13 protein-coding genes are annotated in these 20,447 nt (G+C 69.3%); 3 read left to right on the top strand and 10 right to left on the bottom strand.

The window, feature by feature from the left end; translation table 11 throughout:
- Positions 1–306 precede the first annotated feature (306 nt).
- The 5 genes from ABZ851_RS16630 to ABZ851_RS16610 all read right to left on the bottom strand — a co-directional run bounded on the left by ABZ851_RS16630 (position 307) and on the right by ABZ851_RS16610 (position 8,483).
- A complete protein-coding gene (locus tag ABZ851_RS16630; RefSeq protein WP_361127519.1) occupies positions 307–3,744 on the bottom strand; it encodes a response regulator in 3,438 nt (1,145 codons plus the stop codon).
- Between the two features lie 455 nt (positions 3,745–4,199).
- Complete coding sequence (locus tag ABZ851_RS16625) at positions 4,200–4,595, bottom strand: Hpt domain-containing protein (RefSeq protein ID WP_361127516.1); 396 nt, start codon at positions 4,593–4,595, stop codon at positions 4,200–4,202.
- Between the two features lie 1,635 nt (positions 4,596–6,230).
- Positions 6,231–7,751 carry a protein kinase gene (locus ABZ851_RS16620; RefSeq protein WP_361127513.1) on the bottom strand — a complete coding sequence of 507 codons (1,521 nt, stop codon included), beginning with the start codon at positions 7,749–7,751 and terminating at the stop codon, positions 6,231–6,233.
- 28 nt (positions 7,752–7,779) lie between these two features.
- A complete protein-coding gene (locus ABZ851_RS16615) occupies positions 7,780–8,043 on the bottom strand; it encodes a hypothetical protein (protein ID WP_361127510.1) in 264 nt (87 codons plus the stop codon).
- Entirely contained in the window at positions 8,040–8,483 is a 444-nt protein-coding gene (locus ABZ851_RS16610) for a hypothetical protein (protein WP_361127507.1), read from the bottom strand. Before ABZ851_RS16610 ends, ABZ851_RS16615 begins: the two co-directional genes overlap by 4 nt.
- A 314-nt stretch (positions 8,484–8,797) precedes the next feature.
- Between ABZ851_RS16610 and ABZ851_RS16605 the strand changes: the two genes are divergently transcribed.
- On the top strand, positions 8,798–9,262 hold the full coding sequence (locus ABZ851_RS16605; RefSeq protein WP_361127504.1) for a hypothetical protein: 465 nt from the start codon (positions 8,798–8,800) through the stop codon (positions 9,260–9,262).
- A gap of 11 nt (positions 9,263–9,273) precedes the next feature.
- Here ABZ851_RS16605 and ABZ851_RS16600 read toward each other — a convergent pair whose 3' ends face one another.
- The 4 genes from ABZ851_RS16600 to ABZ851_RS16585 all read right to left on the bottom strand — a co-directional run bounded on the left by ABZ851_RS16600 (position 9,274) and on the right by ABZ851_RS16585 (position 13,821).
- On the bottom strand, positions 9,274–10,977 hold the full coding sequence (locus ABZ851_RS16600; protein ID WP_361127501.1) for a HAMP domain-containing sensor histidine kinase: 1,704 nt from the start codon (positions 10,975–10,977) through the stop codon (positions 9,274–9,276).
- Positions 10,974–11,738, bottom strand: a complete 765-nt coding sequence (locus ABZ851_RS16595; protein ID WP_361127498.1) for a response regulator transcription factor — start codon at positions 11,736–11,738, stop codon at positions 10,974–10,976. The genes ABZ851_RS16600 and ABZ851_RS16595 overlap by 4 nt, the downstream gene beginning before the upstream one ends.
- 1,010 nt (positions 11,739–12,748) lie before the next feature.
- Complete coding sequence (locus ABZ851_RS16590) at positions 12,749–13,165, bottom strand: YeeE/YedE thiosulfate transporter family protein (protein WP_361127495.1); 417 nt, start codon at positions 13,163–13,165, stop codon at positions 12,749–12,751.
- Positions 13,165–13,821, bottom strand: coding sequence for a YeeE/YedE thiosulfate transporter family protein (locus ABZ851_RS16585; protein ID WP_361127492.1), 657 nt, complete (start codon positions 13,819–13,821; stop codon positions 13,165–13,167). Before ABZ851_RS16585 ends, ABZ851_RS16590 begins: the two co-directional genes overlap by 1 nt.
- A 1,781-nt stretch (positions 13,822–15,602) precedes the next feature.
- Here ABZ851_RS16585 and ABZ851_RS16580 point away from each other — a divergent pair.
- Complete coding sequence (locus ABZ851_RS16580; RefSeq protein ID WP_361127489.1) at positions 15,603–16,136, top strand: DUF1648 domain-containing protein; 534 nt, start codon at positions 15,603–15,605, stop codon at positions 16,134–16,136.
- Positions 16,137–16,585: 449 nt separating this feature from the next.
- Here ABZ851_RS16580 and ABZ851_RS16575 read toward each other — a convergent pair whose 3' ends face one another.
- Positions 16,586–18,451 carry an Ig-like domain repeat protein gene (locus ABZ851_RS16575; RefSeq protein WP_361127486.1) on the bottom strand — a complete coding sequence of 622 codons (1,866 nt, stop codon included), beginning with the start codon at positions 18,449–18,451 and terminating at the stop codon, positions 16,586–16,588.
- A gap of 819 nt (positions 18,452–19,270) precedes the next feature.
- Here ABZ851_RS16575 and ABZ851_RS16570 point away from each other — a divergent pair.
- On the top strand, positions 19,271–20,398 hold the full coding sequence (locus tag ABZ851_RS16570) for an FAD-dependent monooxygenase (protein ID WP_361127483.1): 1,128 nt from the start codon (positions 19,271–19,273) through the stop codon (positions 20,396–20,398).
- Positions 20,399–20,447 lie beyond the last annotated feature (49 nt).

The raw sequence follows: 20,447 nt of genomic DNA, 5'->3' as shown, positions 1-20,447 counted from the left end.
GTGCCTGCATGGTGTCGGCGAGGCGCCTGTCCGGCCGGGTCCTCACGATGCGGGATGCCCAGCTGGCCGCTCGACGGCTGCAGCAACGAGGCTGGAAGTTGGGCCGGGTCAAGCCGGAAACGATTGCCCTCAGGTCGGGTGAATGGCACGCGGCTCTCGCAGCGTTGGAGATCCCCGACCAGAAGAGGACATCGGAACTCGCCCCCTACAAGGGAGCCCTTGTCCTGACGGCGACGGGGAGTTGCGGACGCCGGTGACCGTGGACCGAGGCCGGCCGGGCCGCGAATTCGCCGTGTTGTCCGGGCGTCATCGAGGTCCACGAGGGCGCTCGCCCCGGTGTGCACAGCGGGCGAGGGCTTTGCCCAGTTCCTTGAGATTGATGGGCTTGGTGAGGTAGTCATCCATTCCGGCTTCGATGCAAGGGCCCCGATCGCCCTCCATCGCGTTGGCGGTGACCGCGACGATGTAGGGGCGGCCCTCGCCCGGCCAACGCAAGCGGATGCGCTGGGTCGCCTCCAGGCCGTCCATCTCCGGCATCTGCACGTCCATGAGAATCACGTCGTAGGGTTGACGTTCGAGCGCCGCCAATGCCTCCAGACCAGTGCTCGCGACATCGGCTCGGTATCCGAGTTTGTCCAGCAACAGTATTGCCAGCCGCTGATTGATCGCGTGGTCTTCTGCGACGAGGATCCGCAAAGTGCCCTGGGGCGCGCCCCGCTGCAGTCCGGACGCGCGCTCCACGGCAGAAACAGCACCGGCCAACTGCCCTGTGAACACGCTGATGATGCTGTCGAAGAGCTGGGACGGCCTGATCGGCTTCGTCAGGTAGGCGGCTATCCGGGAGTCGGGGAGGTCGTTGCGCTGCTGACCGAGCGAAGTCAGCATGATGAGCGGGATGGAGTGATGCTGCTGGGTCGCCTGGATGGTTTCGGTGAGGGTAGGGCCATTCCTCTCCGGCATCTTTGTGTCAAGGATTCCGAGGTCGAAGCGGGCTCCGGCCGAAAGCCACTCGACCGCTTCGGCCGGTGAATCGGCGGTGATCGGCTGCATGCCCCACGCCGCCATCTGTGTCATCAGGATCTGACGGTTGACCGCACTTCCGTCGATGACGAGCACCCGTTTTCCCGCCAGCTCCGGCCTTACCTCTGGCACGGGGCCGCGCCGGCGGACGTCTGCGGTCCCACCCTCAACGGTGAAGCGGAACGTCGAGCCCTCACCTTGCCGACTGGATACGAAGATCGTCCCGCCCATGAGTTCGCACAGGCGCTTTGAGATGGCCAGGCCAAGACCGGTGCCCCCGTAGCGGCGGGTCGTGGAGACATCGACCTGGCTGAACAAATCGAACAATCCTTCGATTCGATGGGGCGGGATGCCGATCCCTGTATCCCGCACGGCGAAGTGCCATCGGCACCGCGGGGACGTGGCCGACCCGTCGTCGGCAGCCGCCAGAGGCTCGGCGTCGACCGTGACCACTACCTCGCCTCGTTCGGTGAATTTCACCGCGTTACTCAGCAGATTGAGCAGCACCTGCCGGAGGCGGGTGACGTCACCCACCATGCCCTCGGGCGCGTCCGGGTCAACCAGGCAGGCCAACTCGATGTTCTTCGCGGCCGCCTCGGCGGCCACGAGTTCGAGCGTGGCCTCAACGCACTCGGCGACATGGAACGGCTCGTGCTCAAGCTTGAGTTTGCCGGCCTCGATCTTCGAGAAGTCGAGGATGTCGTTGATCAGCGCGAGCAGGGCCTCCGCGCTCTCACGGACGACGCCGGCAAAGTCGCGCTGCTCGTGGTCGAGCTCCGTGTCGAGCAGCAGTCCGGTCATGCCGATGATCGCGTTCATCGGGGTGCGGATCTCATGGCTCATTGTCGCCAGGAATGCACTCTTGGCGTTGTTGGCGCTCTCGGCTGCCTCCTTCGCCTGCTGCAGCGCCTCCTCGGCACGTCGCCGGGCTGTGACGTCGGAGAAGGTGACAACCGCCCCGCGGACCTCCCCCTTCTCCCTGATCGGGTAGGAGGTGAAAGCGACCGGAAAGAGGGTTCCATCGCGTCGCCTGAACATCTCCCCCTCGGTCTGGCGCCCACGACCGGTCCGATACGCCGCACAGATCGGACAGTCCTCGACCGAGCACGGAAGACCGTTGCGGTGGGTGTGGCTGCACAGCTCGTGCATGTGCTTGCCGACCAGGGAGTCGGGCTCGTATCCCAGCATTTCGGCTGCGGCCCTGTTGACGAACGTGGACATTCCCTGGAGATCGGTAGCGTAGATACCTTCTGCGGTCGATTCCAGCAACAAATTGACGTTGCGTGCCGCAGTCTCTGCACGCATACGGTCCACGACCCGGCCCAGCTGCGCGCCTATGTTTCCCATCAGGTCGAGCAATGCCCCGTCGGGCTCGGCCGACCGGAACGAGAAGAACTCCAGCACGGCGACGACTTCGTCACCCACCAGCACGGGGAATCCCATGGCGGCATGCACACCGATGCCGTCCACATGTCCGACGCGGGAGAATTCAGGGTCCTCGGTCACATCAACGATCCACGCAGCCTTGCCGCTGGCAAATACACGTCCGGGCAACCCCTCTCCCGGGGTCAGCGGGCTGGCTTCCCTCGCCTGCCGGAAGGCTCGAAGCTCAGCAGAGTCAGCGGAGTGCCAGACCCGCGAGGGGACCAGCTCGGCGCCCTCGGCTCGTGCCCCATCGGGGGCGAGCCAGTATGCATGGCCCACCTGCCAGCCGGTGTAACCACAGACAAGGTCGAGGACAACCTGCGTCGCCTCAGTCAGGTCAGCGGCCTCGTTGGCGGTGGCCGCGACGCGCTGAAGCAGCTCGAGCTCTCCGGTTCGCAGCCGCACCCGCTCAGCCATGCCGTTGAAGCGCGTGGCGAGTGAGCTGATCTCGCTCATGCCCCCGACCGGCGCACGTACGCGCAAGTCGCCCTCGGCGATGCGCGCGGTAGCGTGGTCGAGCATGCCGACCGGACGGATGATCGCTCGCCGCGCCACAACCGCGACGACCCCCATACCGCACAGCATCACCAGTGCGACGCCGACCGCTGCCGACGAGTATGCCGTCGCCCGGCCGACAGCCTGCGCGGTTTCTCGGTGTGTACGCACGTCGACCAGATCGAACACGCGCCCTATCGGTTGCATGATCCGAGCCTTGGCGCGATGGTAATCCGCACTGAAGAGCAGTGCGGCAGCCCTGTCCCGGCCGGTAGCTGCCCTCGACGTTCCAGCGGTCCTGTCGATCTCGGCGAAGGCTGTCTCTTCGAGTCGTGCCAGAGCGTCGGAGCGCGACCGGGCCGTCTTGAGCAGGCTCAACTCTTCACCGGTGAACCCTGCCCGCGCGGCCAGCGTATCGAAGCTGACGGCCGGTCCAGAGGAAGTGGGCGGCCGTCCGGTGTCGGTGATCACGTCCCAGTAGACACGGTCGTACTGCTTGGGGCGCGGGGCTCTGCCGTCACGGATGGCCAGGATCTCGGCGAAGTAGTCCCGGTAGCGTGACTCTCCGGTGACCGCGTACGTCCTTGCCATGCGGGTCAGATCATCGGAGGTCTGGCGCAGTTCGTCGGCCAGGCGCAGCGATTCCGACCGCCGGCTCTCGGCCCGTTCAGCGCCCTGCATGCTCTGCACAGCGACCACGCTCAGGGTAAGCACAACGGCAAGCAAGAGGGCATTGACCACGACGAAAACACGCACGAGCGTTCGGAGCGACACACTCACCCGCCGCCGCACAGAACGCTTCATCGCCACCACTCCTCCGACAGGACACCCTGGCGTCTCTCGTCGATCTCAGTGTGTAGCTGGGCGTCTCTCGTCGATGTCGGCGTGCAGCCGGCTCTCACACCCGAATGAGCCAGGTGCCATGCGCCGATTCCCAGAGTATCCAACCAGTGACCGGTGCAGCAGGTCGGCGAACTGGATCGGAGCGCTCAGGGGCGCAGGTACTGCACCCCCGCCAATTAAGCGCGAGCAAAACTGATCCCTGAGTTCTGCTGATTCAGGAGGAAGAAAGTTGCGAGTATCAGAGGGAGCATAAACGCCACCAGATAGCGGCGAGTTTATGCCATATCCGTAGCCTGCACCGTAGACGTCTTTCTCCGCGCGGTATCTCGTACGTTATCCGCGGGTGCGCCCCAGGTTCATCCGGGCCCTCGCCGGTCACCGCGGCGTGGCGGCTCTTCATCGCCCTCCTCCCGCGATCAGCTCTCCCGCGGCCGGCTGCCGGGCGCCGTCACGGGGACGAGCTCCTGTCGAAGGTCTGCCAGAGCCTGTCGAGCGGGACGGTAGGCGGCTTCGGTGTCCTTTGCGGCCGACTTCGTGCTCTCGGACAGTTCGCCGTGTGCTGAGAGTTTCTCCAGCCCCTGGCACAACGCCCCCAGCTGCTCGAGCCCGAAAGTCTTGCTGAACGATTTCAGCGTGTGCGCGGCACGGTGTACCTGTTCCGTCTCGTTGTCCTGGATCCCCTGGTGGATCTCGTCGATCAGTTCGGGAGAATCTTCCAAGAACGTGTTGACGAGCTCTATGACGAACGGAGCTTCGAGCGAGTCCACCAGCTCCAGCACGACCTGCGGATTCAGCACGGGTGTAGTTGGCATGCTTTCGTCCTCCGATCAGACTGCCGCCCAGGTGGTGGCAGGGCGCTCTTGGGACCAGCACCTGGCAGTCAAGGCATTTCCCGAGCTTGATCGGTTCACTTCGGGCGGCCCCTTCTCGTTATGCATACGGGGAATCACTGAGCACGGACGCCGGGCTACGGCCTGTGGATCGCCGGTTCTGGTGCCATCGGGCCGGAACTGCACGTCGAAGGCTCGGTCACGGGTGACTGCTTCGGCTCGCGCCGGATGACAGCTCTGGCGCATGTGCCCAGCCGTTGTTTGCGTCGGCGATGGAGCGGAGCAGTTCGGGGTGAAATACGCCGCTCTCGCCCTCGTGAACCGCGTCCAAGGCGGCTCCGCAGAACGTCAGCCGCGTCTTGCGCATCGTCGGACTCGTTCACCGCGGCCGGAAAGTAGGTCTTCCAGGGGCGCACCCCATTCGCGGGCCAGTCGCAGTTCCCTCAGCACCGGCGGCTGGGCTTCCTCTTCCCGGCCCAGCCGATGCAAGCATAGCGCGGCCTCGGACTGTCAGGGCAGGACTGCGGAGTGCTGCCCACGGGCCGCCAGGAAGGCCTCTCCTGCGGCCGATGCAGCCGCAAGCGCGTCTCCCGGCCTCGCCCGCATGCGCAGCAGAACCCGCATGCGCGGCAGAAGGGGATGGATGAAGCCTGTGAGGGGGGCCGCGTCGCCTTCCGGAGTCCGTCCGGCGCTTGCTCGGCTCGGTCCAGGCTGGTGAGTGCTCCTGACCGGTCAGCTCAATCAGCACCCTCCGCGCCTGGGCCAGTGACGTTGCGCCTATGGCCTGCTGAAGCGGTTTCCCGTCCTAAGGGGCGCGCGGCGCCCGCGGAACAGCGCGGGGGTCGCCGGCGACGGCATCGTGCCGCGCTCGCCCGACCGAACCATGGGAGGACACGCCCCGCCCCTAGGTGTGCTGTCCCGGCACGCACTCCCCCACGCCTGAACGGCGCGGCTCCACCGGCTCGGCACCGGGTGCAGTGGCGGGAGCTTCCCGAACGCTTCGGCCCGTGGAAGACGGTCCACAAGCGGCATGTGCTGTGGCCGGCCGGCGGCACTCGGGAGATGCTCCTCCGGCACGTCCAAGCCGCGGCCGACACCGGCGGCGGACTTGACTGGAACATCAACATCGATCCACTTCCGTGCGAGCCCACCCTCACGCCGCCGACGCTCCCGAGAAGCCACCCCTCACCCCACCCAGCTCCTCCAAAGAAGCACCACAAAGATCAATCCGCCAGCTGGCTCCTTCCGTGCTCAGATCGCGCGAGGTGGTGTTCCTCGCGCGAGTCGACGTCCTCGCACGAGCGGAGGTGAGCTGCACCCCGCGCGCTCCCGCCAGGTCGGCCGCTGAGGCGGACGCGCGGGCATGACAGGCCGGACAACCCTGTATGATCATGATGCAGCTTCGGTGCACAGCACGGAGTCACGCGTCTGTGGTCCAAGGAAAGACGTCCGCCAGCCGGCGGGAAATGCAGGTGCAAGGCCTGCCGGGCGCTCCACACAAGGGTCCCTGCCTTATTCGAGGCGGGGGCCCTTCATCATTCCGGCCCTGGCGGCGTTGTTTCTGCGGGTGTGCGGTGCGGTGGTTCTGCGGTTCCGTGGACCTGAGGTGCGGTCAGGTCATGGGCGTGCCGGGCGGTGGTGAGCGCGGGGGCGGCCCTCCGGCGCCCTGACCCGGATCGTGGACCCGCGGGCGACGTCGGCGCCCGGCCCCGGCGTCTGCGCGCACACGGTGCCCGGCTCGGCGGGCCCCTCCGGGCAGTGCCGGCCCGGTAGACGCTTGACCGTCACCCGGAGCCCCGCTCGCTCGGCGGCGGCCCGCGCCTGCGGCAGCGTGCTGCCGACGAGGGCGGGAACCCGGGCCCTGCCCAGGCCGGCCCGCTCGCCCTTCGGCTGCCGGCCGTCCGCCTGCTCGTCCGCCGACTGCCGGCCGGGCTCCTGTTCCGGCGACTCGTCCGGTGCCGGGGAGGCCGGGCTCGCGGTGCCGGACGCCTCGGAGTTCGCTGCGATGGCGTCCGGCTCCCCGCTGCCCGGGACCGTGAGGGCGTATGCGCCGGCCACTGCGGCCAGCCGGGCGCCCACCAGCAGCCCGGCCGTCCGGCCGGACCGGCGCCGGTCCGGCCGGGAGCGGCGCCCCCGGTCGCCCCGGACGGGCGGATCCGGGGCGGGGAACACCAGCGTCGGGTCCGTGTGCAGGCTCGACGCGGGCGGGCCAGGAGGTCCGCCCGCGTCCGCCGGCTCACCGAACGCCGCCTCCTGGTCCGAGTGCCCGGAGGTGAGGCCGCTCAGGATCCGCTCGACGGTGCCGAGCATCGCCTCGGCGTTCGGCGGGCGGTCCGTGGGCTCCTTGTTCAGTGCCCGGAGCACGAGCGCATCGCACTCGGGAGGCAGCTGTGGCACATGGGCCGACGGGGGCTCCGGGGTGGCCTCCACATGCTGGAGTACCAGGTCCATCACGCCCTCACCGAGGAACGGCGGACGCCCCGTCAGCAACTCGTACAACAGGCAGCCGGTGGAATAGAGGTCGGCGGGGGCACCCACGGCCTCTCCCCGAGCCTGCTCCGGGGAGAGGTACGGGGGAGTGCCGACGACCGTGGTGTCCGGAGGCAGGTCCGCCCCCTGCACCACCACGAGCCGCGCGATGCCGAAGTCCGTCACCTTGACGGCACCGTCGTGGGTGAGCATCACATTGGCGGGTTTGATGTCGCTGTGGACGATGCCGCTGTGATGCGCGTGCGCCAGCGCCTTCAGCACTCCGGCGGTCAACTCCAGTGCCCTGGCGGGCGGGAGCCGGTGCCGGTCGTGCAGCAGGTCCGCGAAGGTCGCCCCGTCGACCCGTTCCATCACGATGTACGGAACGAACGTGCCGTCCACCATGTCCTCGTCGGTGTCGTAGACCGCGACGATCGACGGGTGGTTGAGCGACGCCGCCGAGCGCGCCTCGCTCCTGAAGCGCGCCAGCGACTCCGGGTCCCCGACCCGGTCGGACCGCAGGGTCTTGACCGCGACGCCGCGGCCGAGCCGCAGGTCGTGCGCGGCGTGGACCTCGGCGGTGCCGCCCCGGCCGAGCCGGTCGCCCAGCTCGTACCGGCCGCCCAGCCGGCGCACTTCCGCGGTGTGCGGGCCGGGGGGAGAGTCCACGGATGCCCCCGCCTCCATCATCGGCTCCTCACTGAGGATCCTCGGCCGCGTCGGCGTCGGCGTCGTCCGCCGCCTTCTCGGCGTCCTGGATCTTCTTCTCCATCTCCGTTTCCTCAGCGGATGAACCGGACGAACCGGAGGACCCCTGTGGCGCCGAGGACGACGCACCGCTGCCCGCGGAGGCCCCAGAGGACGCCTGGCCGGAGTCTCCCGAACAGCCGGTGGCCGCCAGGACCGGGACCGCGACCGCCGCCGTCAGCAGCAGCGCGATCCGCCGGGAACGCCGCCTCATGAGCCGCTGCCGCCCTTGGCGTCGTCCTTCTTCTTCTCGCACCAGGTCGCGACGGCCTTCAGGTCACGGAGCTTCCGGGTGAGGTTCGGCTTCAGCTCCTTGCGGTGGGTGAGCCGGTCCTGGAGGAACGTGGCGACCTCGTCGTGGCCCTTGGAGTGGGCCTTCTTCACACGCGCCTCCATCCGCGCGATCGAACCGCGGGTGCTCGCGTCGCCGTTGAGCCGGTCGAGCGCCTTGTTGATGCGCTTCTCGATGTGGGGCACCCGCTCACAGAGGCTCTTGCCGTGGCCCTTGTGGCCGGTCTTCGGGGACGTTGCGGCGGGCGCGGAGGCCGGGCTGCCGGCGTTCGCCGCGTTCGCCGGCCCTGCCGTGGCCAGCAGGGAACCGACGAGGGTGAGTCCGGTCAGCAGGCCTGCCACTGCGGTCTTGGGACGCTGCATGGTGGTGCTCCCTTCCAGGAACGAATGGCTTCCCGGAAACGAAGGGTTTCCGGAAAGGGATGGACGCGGCCGTATCCGGTCTCCCGTGGAGGCGGACCGGCCGGTGACACAGAACGTAGGGACGTTCCTTGTGGGGATCTTGTGACTCGGTGCGGTGTGCCTCGTCCTGTGGAGGAGCCGAAGTCAGGGGCCCGGGAGACGTGCGCCGACACAAGGAATCCACAAGGAACGTCCTTACGCTCCGGGTCAGTTGCGCGTCAGCCTCCGCGTCAGCGGCAGCGCACGCACCGAGCCGTCGAACCCCGGGAGACACCGTGGACTGCGCTGATTTCCTCATGCTGGACGAGTCCTCCCGTACGAGCTCTTCCACCCTCGCCGTTCTGGGACAGCGTGCCCTGCGACTGCCCCTGAGCGGCTGGCTGCTGCGCCTCGCGCGCGGCTCCGAGGGCCGCCCGGCGCTGGAGGTGCACAGTGCGGCCGGACTGATCGATGTGTCCGTGGTGAGCACGCTCTGCGTCTCGCCGGTCAGGGGCGCCCGGCGCGGCGGCGGGCCGGCGGCGCCCTGGTCGCTGGCGTGGGGGCAGTTGCCGCCCGGCGCCGATGTCGTCGGGGTGTCCTTCCGCGGGTGGCGGAGCAGCCGGTGCGTCCAGGCGGTCACGCTCGCCGATGCGTACTGGGTCGCCGAGGTCGACGGCCGCTTCCGCTCGGTGACGTGCTCCGCGGGGGCGAGCCGGGTGACGACGCGGGTGGCCAGGGAGGCCCGGCGGCGGGAGGGGTGAGCGGCAGGTTCCTAGGGAGCCGGCTCAGGGCCGGCCCCCGAAACGAACTCCGGGGCGAACCCCTCAGCCGGGATCTCGCTCAGCCAGACGCGGCGCAGCGGCAGTTGCAGGGTCCGGGTGTCGGCCTCCACGTCCACGGGGCGGGGCAGCCGCACCTCGAACCGGGCGCCGGTCCCCGTGGGCCGGTCCGTGATCTCCACGGTGCCGCGGTGCAGCGCGATCTGCTGGGCCACCAGGGTCAGCCCCAGCCCCGAGCCCGGGCTGTCCGTGCGCCGGTGGAACCGCTGGAAGACCTGCTGACGCTCTTCCGGCACGATGCCCGGACCCTCGTCGTCCACAGTGAGCACGGCGACCGGTTCCGCCGGTGAGCCGCCCGGCCGCAGTACCGCCTCGACCCGTGCCGGTACGCCCGGCCGGCTCCCGTGGACCACCGCGTTGCGGAGCAGGTTCTCCACCGCCATCCGCAGCCCCGGCTCCCAGGCGCTCAGCCGTAGCCCGGGGGCGATGTGCACGGTCAGCTCGACGCCGGGGTGGTGCCGCTGCACCTCGTCCACCGTCACGGCGACCAGCTCGGAGAGGTCCACCGGAGCGAAGGCGCCGGCCTCCACCAAGTCGCCCTGGGCGAGTGCCCGGAGCGCGGTCAGCGTGCCCATCAGCCGCTGCTGTCCGGCGTGCAGGTCGTCCAGGACCTCGGCACGGTCGGCGGGGTCGAGGTCCGGGTGGTCGGCGAGGATGTCCAGATTGGTCTGCATACCCATCAACGGGGTGCGCAGTTCGTGCGACGCGGTCGCGGAGAAGGCCCGCGCGGTGGCCAGCGCTTCCTGGGTCCGCGCTGCCTGTTCGTCGTACCGGGCCAGCACGGTCTGGAGGGTGCGGGCCAGGTCGTCCACCTCGGTGATCCGCGACCGGGTGTGGTCCAGACGGGCCGTACTGGTGCGGGGGTCCAGCCCGCCGGCCCGGTGTTGAAGCCGGCGCAGCGGCCGGGTGGCGCGTCCGGCGATGGCCAGGGAGAGCAGCCCGGTCAGTGGTGCGGTGATCAGCGCCACCAGGATGATGCGCCGCTGTACGGTGTCGATCTTGTCGCTCCCGGCCGATCCGCGGGAGAACACCCACAGCGTGCCGCGTGGGTTCCGGGCGCTCGAACCGCGCACCTCCACCGACAGCGCGCGCCAGCCTTTCCCGTGGGACCGGACGGTCACCGGGGCGGAGGCGGCGCCGGGCAGGGCCACGGTGCCGGCGGGCTGGGGGCCGGCCTGCGCCACCACCCGGTACGCCGGCCGTACGGGCGTGGCGGCCTGCCCGGCCGCCGCCTGGCCCTGGCTCACGTTCTGCCCGCGCGAGGCCCCGTTCAGCCCGCCCGTGGCGGTGCCCTGCCCGCCGGTGGTGGTGTGCCAGCCGCCGGTGGCCGCGTCCTCGCCGCCGCTGCCGGGCATCCCCGGCTTTCCCGCGGCCGTGAGGAGCCGCACCCCGACGTCGAGGCCCGCGTCGAGCAGCCGCCGCTCCTGATTCGCCGCCTTCCGCGGCTGTCCATTGCCCTCGGTCCGCAGCAGCCCCCTGGCCAGCGGCAGCAGCACCGCGGCCCGCTCCCGCAGATGGGCGTCCTGCTCGGCGTGCACGTCATGGGTGACCAGGCGCAGGAGCAGCAGCCCCGAGCCCAGGACCAGCAGGGGCATGGCGATGCCCATCGCGAGGGCGATCCGGGTCGACAGCCTCATCGTGCGGACCCCTTCCGGCTGTCCGTCCATCCGCCCGCCCGGCCTTCCGTCCGCCCGGCCGTCCGCTCGTCCGCCCGCAGGACGAAGCCGACGCCGCGGACCGTATGGACCAGGCGCGGTCGCCCGTCGGCCTCCAGCTTGCGCCGGAGGTAGCTCACGAAGGTGTCGACGGCATCGGTGCGGACGGCGAAGTCGTATCCCCACACCCGGTCCAGCAACTGGTCACGGGTGAGCACGACCCCCGCGTTGCGGGCGAGCACCTCCAGCAGCTCGAACTCCCGCCGGGTGAGCCGGACCGGCGCCCCCTGGTACGTGACCTCGCGGGCCGCCGTGTCGAGGACGAGGTCACCGAATTGCACCTCGTCCGTGGCCCCGGGCGGACGGCGGCGCAACAGGGCCTCCAGCCGCAGCACCAGTTCCTTGAGCGCGAACGGCTTGACCAGGTAGTCGTCGGCCCCCGCCTGCAACCCCGCGACCCGGTCCTCCAGCTCGTCCAGCGCGGACAGCATCAGTACCGGCACCTCATCCCCGTTGGCACGCAGGGTGCGGCAGATGTCGGTGCCGCTGAGGCCGCCCGGCAGGGAGACGTCCAGGACGACCACGTCCGGGGGCCGCTCCGTCAGTTCCGCAAGGGCCGTCGGACCGTCCTCGGCGAGCGCCACGGTGAACCCGTTCAGCCGGAGGCCGCGCCCGAGGGAACGCAGGATCATCGCGTCGTCATCGACGACCAGGACTCGGTCCGGGCGCTTCGCCGCGCACATTTCAGGCTCCGCCTTCGTCTCAGCGGGCGGCTCATCCGCTCGCCCCGCAGTTGTTGCAGCACCATCGGCCGTCCGGCCCCTGGACCACAGAGCTACCGCATCGTGTGCAGTTCACTGTCGACGCCGTCCCGGTTCACCCACCCACCCACCGACGGCACGCCCTGCAAGGTAGCCGCGGGGCGACCGTAAGGCGCAATCTTGTGGGTTCTCTGTGTCTGTTCCGGTACGCCCGCCGCCCCAAGTGCAGCGGGTCGCGGGGCGCGTACGGGCCGGCCGGCGCCATACCGTGGCGCTCACCCCCAACGCCGCAGCCCTCACCCTCGGCGCGCCCAAACCGACCGCGTCGAGCGTCGTGCTGCCGCTGAGCAAGGCGAACGGGCCTACCCCGACGGCGGCCAGGCATGGGAGAGGGACGTGAACCTATGCCGGCAAGCCGGTCCGGCACACGGCTGCGGACCGGTCACCGTTGACACCGGCGCTCCCCGGGAGGCGGTCTACGCATCGGGCAGAGTGCCGCAGCAGAACGGCACGGTCGCCCCGGCACACGCATTGCCCTGTGGGCTCCGGACGGCGGACCGCCGCTGGAGGACTGGACGGTCAGCTCCCATCCCATCACGCACGCGAGAGTGAGCGTGCGCCCCGGGGGGCAACGGCGGCGTCGGCTTCTTCTTCAACACCGTTGGCTTCCACCGCATCACCGGCCAAGCCGTCATCACGCCCAGCCATGCTTCCGGCCTCGCGCGCGATTGACCGGGGCAGGACGGTGGCATGACGAGAGCCGCGCGGGTTCTTGGGACGTGCACAAGAAGTGGGCCCGCGATCGCCGGGTGGGCAGCCGACGCGCCGGCGGCCAGGCTCACTGCACTCGGCGGCGCCCGCCACGCGCCCACCGGCCCAACCGCTTCGGCCGAGGCCACCGTTCGGCACCAGCCGACGGCGATTCCTCACCTCTCGCACAGCCCCTCTGGTGGATCCCAAGCTGCACGGCTCGTGTCGGTGGGGGTGCTGGGTCACAGCCCGCAGGAGCCGCGGTCGAGGTGGAAGTACCGGGCGTTGGCCCAGCGGCACAACCGGATACCGACGATGACGCCGACGATGGTGATCAGAGCAGGTAGGTATCCGCTGGCGACCTGGATGATCGGGATTGCCGGGCACCCGCCTGAGATCGCCCAGCCCGTACCGAACAACACCGCGCCGGGGATCACTCCGGCGTGGATGCGTCCCGGGGTGCGGCGGACCCGCAGCAGAGCGAACGCGCACACGAGGATCACCACAGCACCCGCGAAGGAGAGGAACATGCGCAGGTCCTGGAAGGTGAACATGCGGTTCAGCTCAGCGAAGTCGCCGAAACCGATGTTGGTGACGGTGTAACCGAGAACTAGTCCGGTGATGATGCTGGCCAGCAGAATCGCGCCCCGAGTACGCATCAGATCACCTTCCACAACAGGAACGACACCGCGACGGCGGTGCCGAAGAACACGGCGGTCGCGACGAGGCTGACCGGCCGCAGCCGGCCGCAGCCGCTGAGTCCGTGGCCGGAGCTGCACCCACCGGCCAGCCGAGTGCCGAAGCCGACCAGCACACCTCCCACGAACAGCATGGCGATCATGGTGGTCGAATCGGCGGTGACCAAGTCCCGAAAGCCGGGGCCCATGTCGTAGCGGAGGTGGAACCGCCCGGAGGTGACCGCCGCGATGAACCCACCGAGGAAGATCGACATCAGCAGGGCGGCCTGCGTGACCAGCGGGGCCGGCCGCAGGCTCGTGGCTGCCGTGCGCTCGCTCGCTGCCGATTCGGCGTTGGCTTCGAGCGGCTGCGACTTCTCGTACGGTTCCTGCGGCACGGTGGACGCGCCGGTGCCAGTGCCGAAGTGCTCCGCTGTGGCTGCGGCAAGCGCCTCGGCCAGAGCTTGATCGTCGGCGAACTCCTCGTCCATCCGTTCGAGCTCGCGTTCACGACGCCAGTGCAGCACGCGATCCCACGCGGCCGACACTCCGAGAGACCGATCAGTGATGAGGGTGTGATTGACGGTGACCAGAGCGAGCCCGATAGCGCCCGCCCACCAGGGCCAGTAGGTACTCATGCGGGGCCTCTCATCCAATCGGCAAAACGAGCCCATAAGCCGGGCTTAGGGGCGGGCGCGTGCCGTGCTTGTCGAGCGAGGCTGTCTGAAGGCCGGTCGTCCTGTGGGGGCGGTGACGGCCGGTCATGCCAGACATCTGCTGGTGGAGGTGTGGCTCCGAACCGGGACATGGCTTCCGGTGTCGCGGTTCCAGGCCATGACTGTGCTTGCTCATGGGGCTGGGCCGGTGCCGGCTGGGGCCAGGACGCGGGCTCCGGTGACCCCGGAGTGTGTCGTGGCGGCGGGGACTGCCGAGGGGCGGCCGCCGCGCTGGTGGCGCTGGACCGGCCCGCCTCGGCCGGGGCTTCGAGGTGTCGCGCGCTGGCTCCGTTGGGCAGCAGGCTGATCGGCACACGCTCGCCGGTCAGTGACATCTGGTAGCGGGCACAGCCGAGCCATCGATCTGCGCTGTCGCAGTAGTAGTCGCGCCAACCTTGCAAGCTCGACCTGAGTAGGGGGAAAAGGGGGCATCCTGTGGCATGCGAGCAACTCACGTTGCTCCCTTCTGGCCGGCGCACCACCCGTTCGGGGAGAGTGGTTGCCGTTCTCGATTCCTGCCCTTGCTGCGCCCGGTCGAAGGTCTCAAAAGCAATGCGGTGACGGGCAATGACATAAGGCGCTGTGCCTCTCTTTCTCGACCGGGCGAGATGCAACCATTGTTTCGATGTCCCGAGCAACTGTGGGAATTTCTTCAAACAGGTCACTTGGCACCACTTAGTGAGATACTCTCCGCGACGGATACGCGGCGCCTGCCTCTCATGGCCGGATCTTTATGACCGCCGGCGAGGTGACTCAGGTCGTGATTCGACCTCATGAGGGCGGCTCACGCCGGCACAAGGAAGCTGTTTCTGAAGGGGTTGCAAATTCTGGGGTTTCGCGTGGTGAGGGCGTGAATATCGTGGATCTCAAGCGAAGAACCAAGGGAGGAAACCGTGTGCCAACGTGCCGTCTGCCCGTCGTGCCGAAAGTTGACCTTTGCGGGTTGCGGGAGGCATGTGGAGCAAGTACTCATGGGCATACCCAACGCTCAGCGGTGCATGTGTGACCCTGCGGAACGCAAGCGTGCGCGCCCGGTAAAGGCGGCGACTCGACCGGGATCGGCGCCGGCCCGACAGGACGGGTCGTCGCGACGCACGCCCGCTCCTGGCGCCCCGGGGGGCCCATCGGGCCGGTCGAGGGGCGGCTGGTGGGCTCGGCTCATCGATTGGGCGAAAAGCCCGGCCTGAGGCATTCATCCGAGTGTGCTTTGTTTCGGTCTCTTGAGCCCAAGGCGTGGATTGTTGGGCCATGAGAACTCCGATTGAGTACTCCGGGGTGCCAAGTGACGCCGAGCGCGGAGCCGGCTCCGGCACTCCCGTCTCGCGTCTCGCGTCTCGCGTCTCGCGTCTCGCGACTCGCGACTCGCGACTCGCGACTCGCGACTCGCGACGAACGTCATAGACGCTCCGCGTGACGGCATCCGCTTCTTCTGATGACCTCATCCTCATCCACTTTCCGCGGACCCGCTGCCCGAAGAATGACGGAGCGCGAGGATGCTCCGGCTGCAGAGGTGATGCTCGGGAGGGAAAACTGCCAGTCACACGGTTGCAGGGCCGGTAAGCTGGGGTCACTGCGGCCCCCCACCTTGATCCGCGCACGTAATGGGCGCGCCCCTCGACGTCCGCCCGGCCACCGCCACGCTCCGGCCGCCCTCACCGGTAAAACGGTACCCACCCTTGCGCGTTCGTCGGACAATCGGCCGCATGGTCTTTTCATCTCCCGTCCGCCTGTGGCTCCTCCCCAACGCCGCTCTTCTGACCGCACTGGCCGTCTGGGGCATCGTCCGCTATCCGCATCTGCCGGGCCGGATACCGCTGCACATCAGCACCGATGGGGTGGACGCCTGGACGAGCCGGTCTGTCGGCAGCGCCTTCGTCCTCGTATTCGTGCACCTCGGCGCAACTGTTCTGCTGACCGCCTGCGCAGAGCTGACCCTGCGGGTAACGCCAAGCGCCGAACTCCCCGACAACGTTGCGCCCTTCGGCAACGGGCTCGTGAGGTCGTCGCTCAACCGGCCTCGCACCCGCGCCTCCGCCCTCTGGACCGCCCGGGCGCTGTTGACGTTCAACGCCTGTGTGGGCGTGTCGCTCCTGATCGGCTGCGCAGTCCTGTGGCGTTCGGCGCCGGAGCCGGAGGTATCCGGCTGGCTGTTCACCGCGATGATCGTGCCGATCCTCGTCGGGACTGCCCTGACGGTGGTATCCGCCGTGCGCGACCGCCGAGCACCTGCACACTGAGCTTCACATAGCCTCCGCCTGACCGTCCGATGCGAAAGTTCACTGCCTCCACACCTCAGGTCCGGTCTTGAGACGACAGGCAAGGCCGAACGGCAGGGCCGCCCCGGCCGGCGGCAACGATGCGCACGACGGACGCAGGCGAGACTCGCCGGGATCGGCGCTCCCGGACGATCGGCGAACGGCGGTGCCCGTCGCACACGGGGCGGGGCGACCACCTCGACGGCAAAGCCACAAAGCCCTCGCCTGCTTCCCCGTCGACGTCCGCACCGCTGCTGCCAAGCACGCCTCATGGGCCGACAAGACCCCGACCACTGCTCCCGCCGAGGCGGGAGCCAGGGAGCGGGCCGCCGTCGCCGGGCACCGCCCGCTCCGCGTAGCCGGCCAAGGCGTCCCGCCGGCTCCCCACGCGACATCCGGCAAGTGACGTGGGGTTTTCGGAGCCGGTGCGCTCAGCCCGGCAGGGGGATGAACAGCAGGATGCCGTGGGCGGTGGCGGGGGTGTAGCAGGCAGTGCCGGGGAAGGTGGCGGTGTAGAAGGGGGTGGCGATGGCGAAGACGGGGACGACGGCGTTGTGGATGGTGGCGGTGCCGTTGGCGTCGGTGATGGCGGTGCCGAGGTTGACCGGGCCGAAGAGCGTGGTGGCGGTGAAGGTCACCGGCTGACCGGCCAGCGGCATCCCCGAGGTGGTCGTCAGGGTGGCGCTGAGGGTGGGGATGTAGAACTCGGGCAGCGGGGTCAGCCGGAGCCGGATCGTGCCTGGCTGCGCGGTCAGCTTTGTGGGGGTGGGGTTCACGGTCACGGGGGTGCTGGCTGACGAACCGGTGAAGCAGCTGTCACCGCCGTAGGCGGCGGTGAGGGTGCCGGTGGTCAGCGCGGTCGTGGTGAAGCAGGCCTGCCCCGATGCGTTGACGGGGACCATCTGGGTCCCGCCGTTGGGGAGGGTGAAGGTGACCGTGCCGGTCGGCACTGAGGTGGTGCCTGGTGCCGGGGTGATCGTGGCGCACACGGTCACGCTCTGCCCGCAGCTGGAGGGGTTCGGCGTCACCGACAGCGTCGTCGTGGTGGGGTTGGTGCCCACGGTGACGGAGGTGGGGTTGCCGTTCACGGTCGCGGTGAACATACCGGCGGTGTAGGTGTGGGTGGTCTGCCCGCTCCCGGTGGCGTCCAGGGGGACGGTGACCGTGGGGCTGGCGTCCCCGAAGTCCACCACCGCTGTCCCGTTCGGAGTCCCCCCGGAAATGTTGAACGTCACCGGTTGCCCGCACACCGGCGACGCCGGCGAGGGCGTCACCGTGAGCGGCGAAATCTCCGTCACGTTGGCCGAATTGGCGTTGGTGACGTAGACGTTGCTGTTCTGCGCCGCCGCCACCGAGAACGGGAACGCGCCGACGGGGACGGTGGCCAGGACCGTGTTCGTGGTGCTGCTGATCACCGTCACGTTGTTGGAATTGCTGTTGCCGACGTAGACGTTGCCGGTCGGCGCCACCGCCACCCCGAACGGGCCCCCGCCGGTGGGGACGGTGGCCAGGACGGTGTTCGTGGCGCTGTCGATCACCGTCACGTTGTTGGAAACGGTGTTGGTGACGTAGACGTTGCCGTTCTGCGCGATCGCGATCACCCCCGGGACCGTGCCGGCGGGGACGGTGGCAATGACGGTGTTGGTGGCGCTGTTGATCACGGTCACGTTGTTCGAGGTCTGGTTGGCGATGTAGACGTTGCCGTTCTGCGCCACCGCCGCATAGCCCGGGAAACCACCGGTGGGGAGGGTGGTAGTGACGGTGTTGGTGGCGCTGCTGATCACCGTCGCGGTGCCCGCGTTCCGGTTGGCGACGTAGACGTTGCCGTTCTGCGCCACCGCCACCGCGTCCGGGACCGCGCCGACGGGGACGGTGGCCACGACGGTGTTCGTGGTGCTGTTGATCACCGTCACGTTGTTCGACGTGCTGTTGGCGACGTAGACGTTGCCGTTCGGCGCCACCGCCAGTGCGAACGGGCCCCCGCCGACGGGGACGGTGGCCAGGACCGTGTTCGTGGCGCTGTCGATCACGGTCACGTTGGCCGAGCTCTGGTTGGTGACGTAGACGTTGCCGTTCTGCGCCACCGCGATCATGGCCGGGTCTGAGCCGACGGGGATGGTGGCCAGCACGGTGTTCGTGGTGCTGTTGATCACCGTGACGTTGGCCGAATTCGCGTTGCCGACGTAGACGTTGCCGTTCTGCGCCACCGCCACCGCCAGCGGGGTCGTGCCCGCCGGGATCGTCACCGTGGAGAACGCCGCACTGAACGGCGTGGCCGCAAGCCCCCGCACGGCCACCTGAGTTCCAACGGCCGGTACCACCGGCCGAAACCCGCCGGCCACCGCCGGAGCTCCCAACCAACCCGTAGTCGGTTCCATGACACACCTCTCTCAGCTGAGAGGGCCGCCCGAGAACTCCCATCCGGGGCCCGTGTCGCACGGCACCGGTATACGCGCCGGATCACCGCTTGCACACCGGGACAGAGAGACCCGCAGACACGTACCACGCATCCGCGCACCACAGGGGTCGCCTCTCTCCCCGGAGAGATGGGCAACCCACCGGATATCGGTCACCACCATTAACCCGAAGTGGGCAATAAAACACCACCGTCTTGACTCGACTATCACCCGGACAGACCAACACACCGCCCACCCTGGCACCTCGTTGGAGAGGACGACCTGGCGCGCAGTTCAGGCTTCCTCGTCAGCGAACCTGGTCGCTCTTCGGCCCGATGTCTTTGATCCTGGTCGGAGTTCCTCCGGGTCGAACGAGTGGGGCGCCCTGCCCGGTTCGGCCAGCCGCCGCAACCCCGTACGCACCCTTACCGCGGGCGCCTGCCGAGCGCGCTGTGCACGCGCCATACCTTCCGCACCTGTCACGTCGCCACGTTGAGCGGCCCCTTGCGTCGACGACATCACCTTTCGTCGCGACGTGCAGCAACCGAAGTCCCGCGCGGTGTTCTTGCCGAGGGGTGTCGGTGCCGGCGAAGGCGGAACGATGAGGAGGACGGTCAGGGAGTCGCTTGCGGACAGCGGATGGTCGTCGCCTGATCCGGATAGGGCGGCGCGCGGACGGAGCCTACGGTTTCGACGACATCAGATGCTCTGGAGGCGTACATGAACAGCTGCCGCGGTGCACGTACAGCCATGGTCGTGGGGGCGGGCGTCGCCGGTCTGACAGCGGCCGCCGCCCTGGCAGGCGCGGGATGGCAGGTGGAGATCGCTGAGGTCAGCCCGTCCAGGGCGACTTCCGGATGGGGGTTGTGCCTGACCGGTCCCGCACTGCGCGCGCTGGCCGGGCTGGGTCTCGCGGACGACTGTCTGGCCGCGGGCTACGGCATGAGCGTGATCACGCACGTGGACGTGGACGGCGAACCCGCGGGCCGGGCCCGGCTGCCTGGCCTGCTCGGTGCGCGGCGGCCGGCGATGGCCGGCATAGCGCGCCCCGTGCTGCACCGCATCCTGCACGCGGAAGCCGAGCGGCGCGGCGCCGTCGTACGGCACGGGCTGACCGTCACGGCGATGGACCAGGAGGGAGAACTGGTCCACGTGCGGTTGTCGGACGGGACGGTCCGGCAGGTCGCGCTGTTGGTGGGCGCGGACGGGATCCGCTCATCGGCGCGGGGCCTGCTCGGCCTTGCGACCTCGCCCGGCTATCACGGGCAGATGGTCTGGCGGGCTCTGGTGTCCCGCCCGCAATGGGCCACCGGGATCCACCAGTTCGCCGGGAAGGCCGGCACGGCCGGCCTGGTGCCCCTCTCGGTCAGCCAGGCCTACGTGTTCCTGACGGAGAACGCAGTGGAGCGGAGCGTCCTGCCCGATGCCGAACTCGTCCCGCGCCTGCAGCAGATGCTGGAAACCTTCCCGGGCCGGATGGCGGAAGTCCTCCCTCTGGTGTCCGCGTCGGAGTCGGTGGTGCGCCGCCCGGTGCTGACCGCGTTCCTGGCGGGCGCCTGGAACCGGGGCAGCGGCGTCGTCATCGGTGACGCCGCGCACGCGCCCGCACCGCAGATGGCCAGCGGCGCGGCTCTGGCCATCGAGGACGGCCTGGTGCTGGCCGAAGAGCTCGGGCGGCACAGCTCGGTCGGGGCGGGGCTCGAGGCGTTCGTGAGACGGCGCGGGCAGCGGTGCCGAACGCTCGTGGAGACCTCGGTGGCGATCGCGGGGCTGGAACGCGCACAGCGCCATCGCGAAACGTATCCGCTGACCGAGGCTGGTCACCGGCTCATGGCCGAGCCCGCGTGATCATCCGGTCGGGACCGGCCGGATTCGGCGAAGTAATCTCCATCCGGCG

This window comes from Streptomyces sp. NPDC047049, from assembly GCF_040643995.1.
GTDB classification, from domain to species: Bacteria; Actinomycetota; Actinomycetes; order Streptomycetales; family Streptomycetaceae; genus Streptomyces; species Streptomyces mooreae.
Note: the sequence above shows the minus strand (reverse complement) of the source record. Positions and strands in the feature narration are given on the sequence as shown.

Bases quoted from the DNA above. Each gene is read 5' to 3' on its own strand.
- ABZ851_RS16630 (WP_361127519.1), bottom strand. From the start codon at position 3,744: ATGAAGCGTTCTGTGCGGCGGCGGGTGAGTGTGTCGCTCCGAACGCTC.
- ABZ851_RS16625 (WP_361127516.1), bottom strand. From the start codon at position 4,595: ATGCCAACTACACCCGTGCTGAATCCGCAGGTCGTGCTGGAGCTGGTG.
- ABZ851_RS16615 (WP_361127510.1), bottom strand. From the start codon at position 8,043: ATGAGGCGGCGTTCCCGGCGGATCGCGCTGCTGCTGACGGCGGCGGTC.
- ABZ851_RS16610 (WP_361127507.1), bottom strand. From the start codon at position 8,483: ATGCAGCGTCCCAAGACCGCAGTGGCAGGCCTGCTGACCGGACTCACC.
- ABZ851_RS16600 (WP_361127501.1), bottom strand. From the start codon at position 10,977: ATGAGGCTGTCGACCCGGATCGCCCTCGCGATGGGCATCGCCATGCCC.
- ABZ851_RS16595 (WP_361127498.1), bottom strand. From the start codon at position 11,738: ATGTGCGCGGCGAAGCGCCCGGACCGAGTCCTGGTCGTCGATGACGAC.
- ABZ851_RS16590 (WP_361127495.1), bottom strand. From the start codon at position 13,165: ATGCGTACTCGGGGCGCGATTCTGCTGGCCAGCATCATCACCGGACTA.
- ABZ851_RS16585 (WP_361127492.1), bottom strand. From the start codon at position 13,821: ATGAGTACCTACTGGCCCTGGTGGGCGGGCGCTATCGGGCTCGCTCTG.
- ABZ851_RS16580 (WP_361127489.1), top strand. From the start codon at position 15,603: ATGGTCTTTTCATCTCCCGTCCGCCTGTGGCTCCTCCCCAACGCCGCT.
- ABZ851_RS16570 (WP_361127483.1), top strand. From the start codon at position 19,271: ATGAACAGCTGCCGCGGTGCACGTACAGCCATGGTCGTGGGGGCGGGC.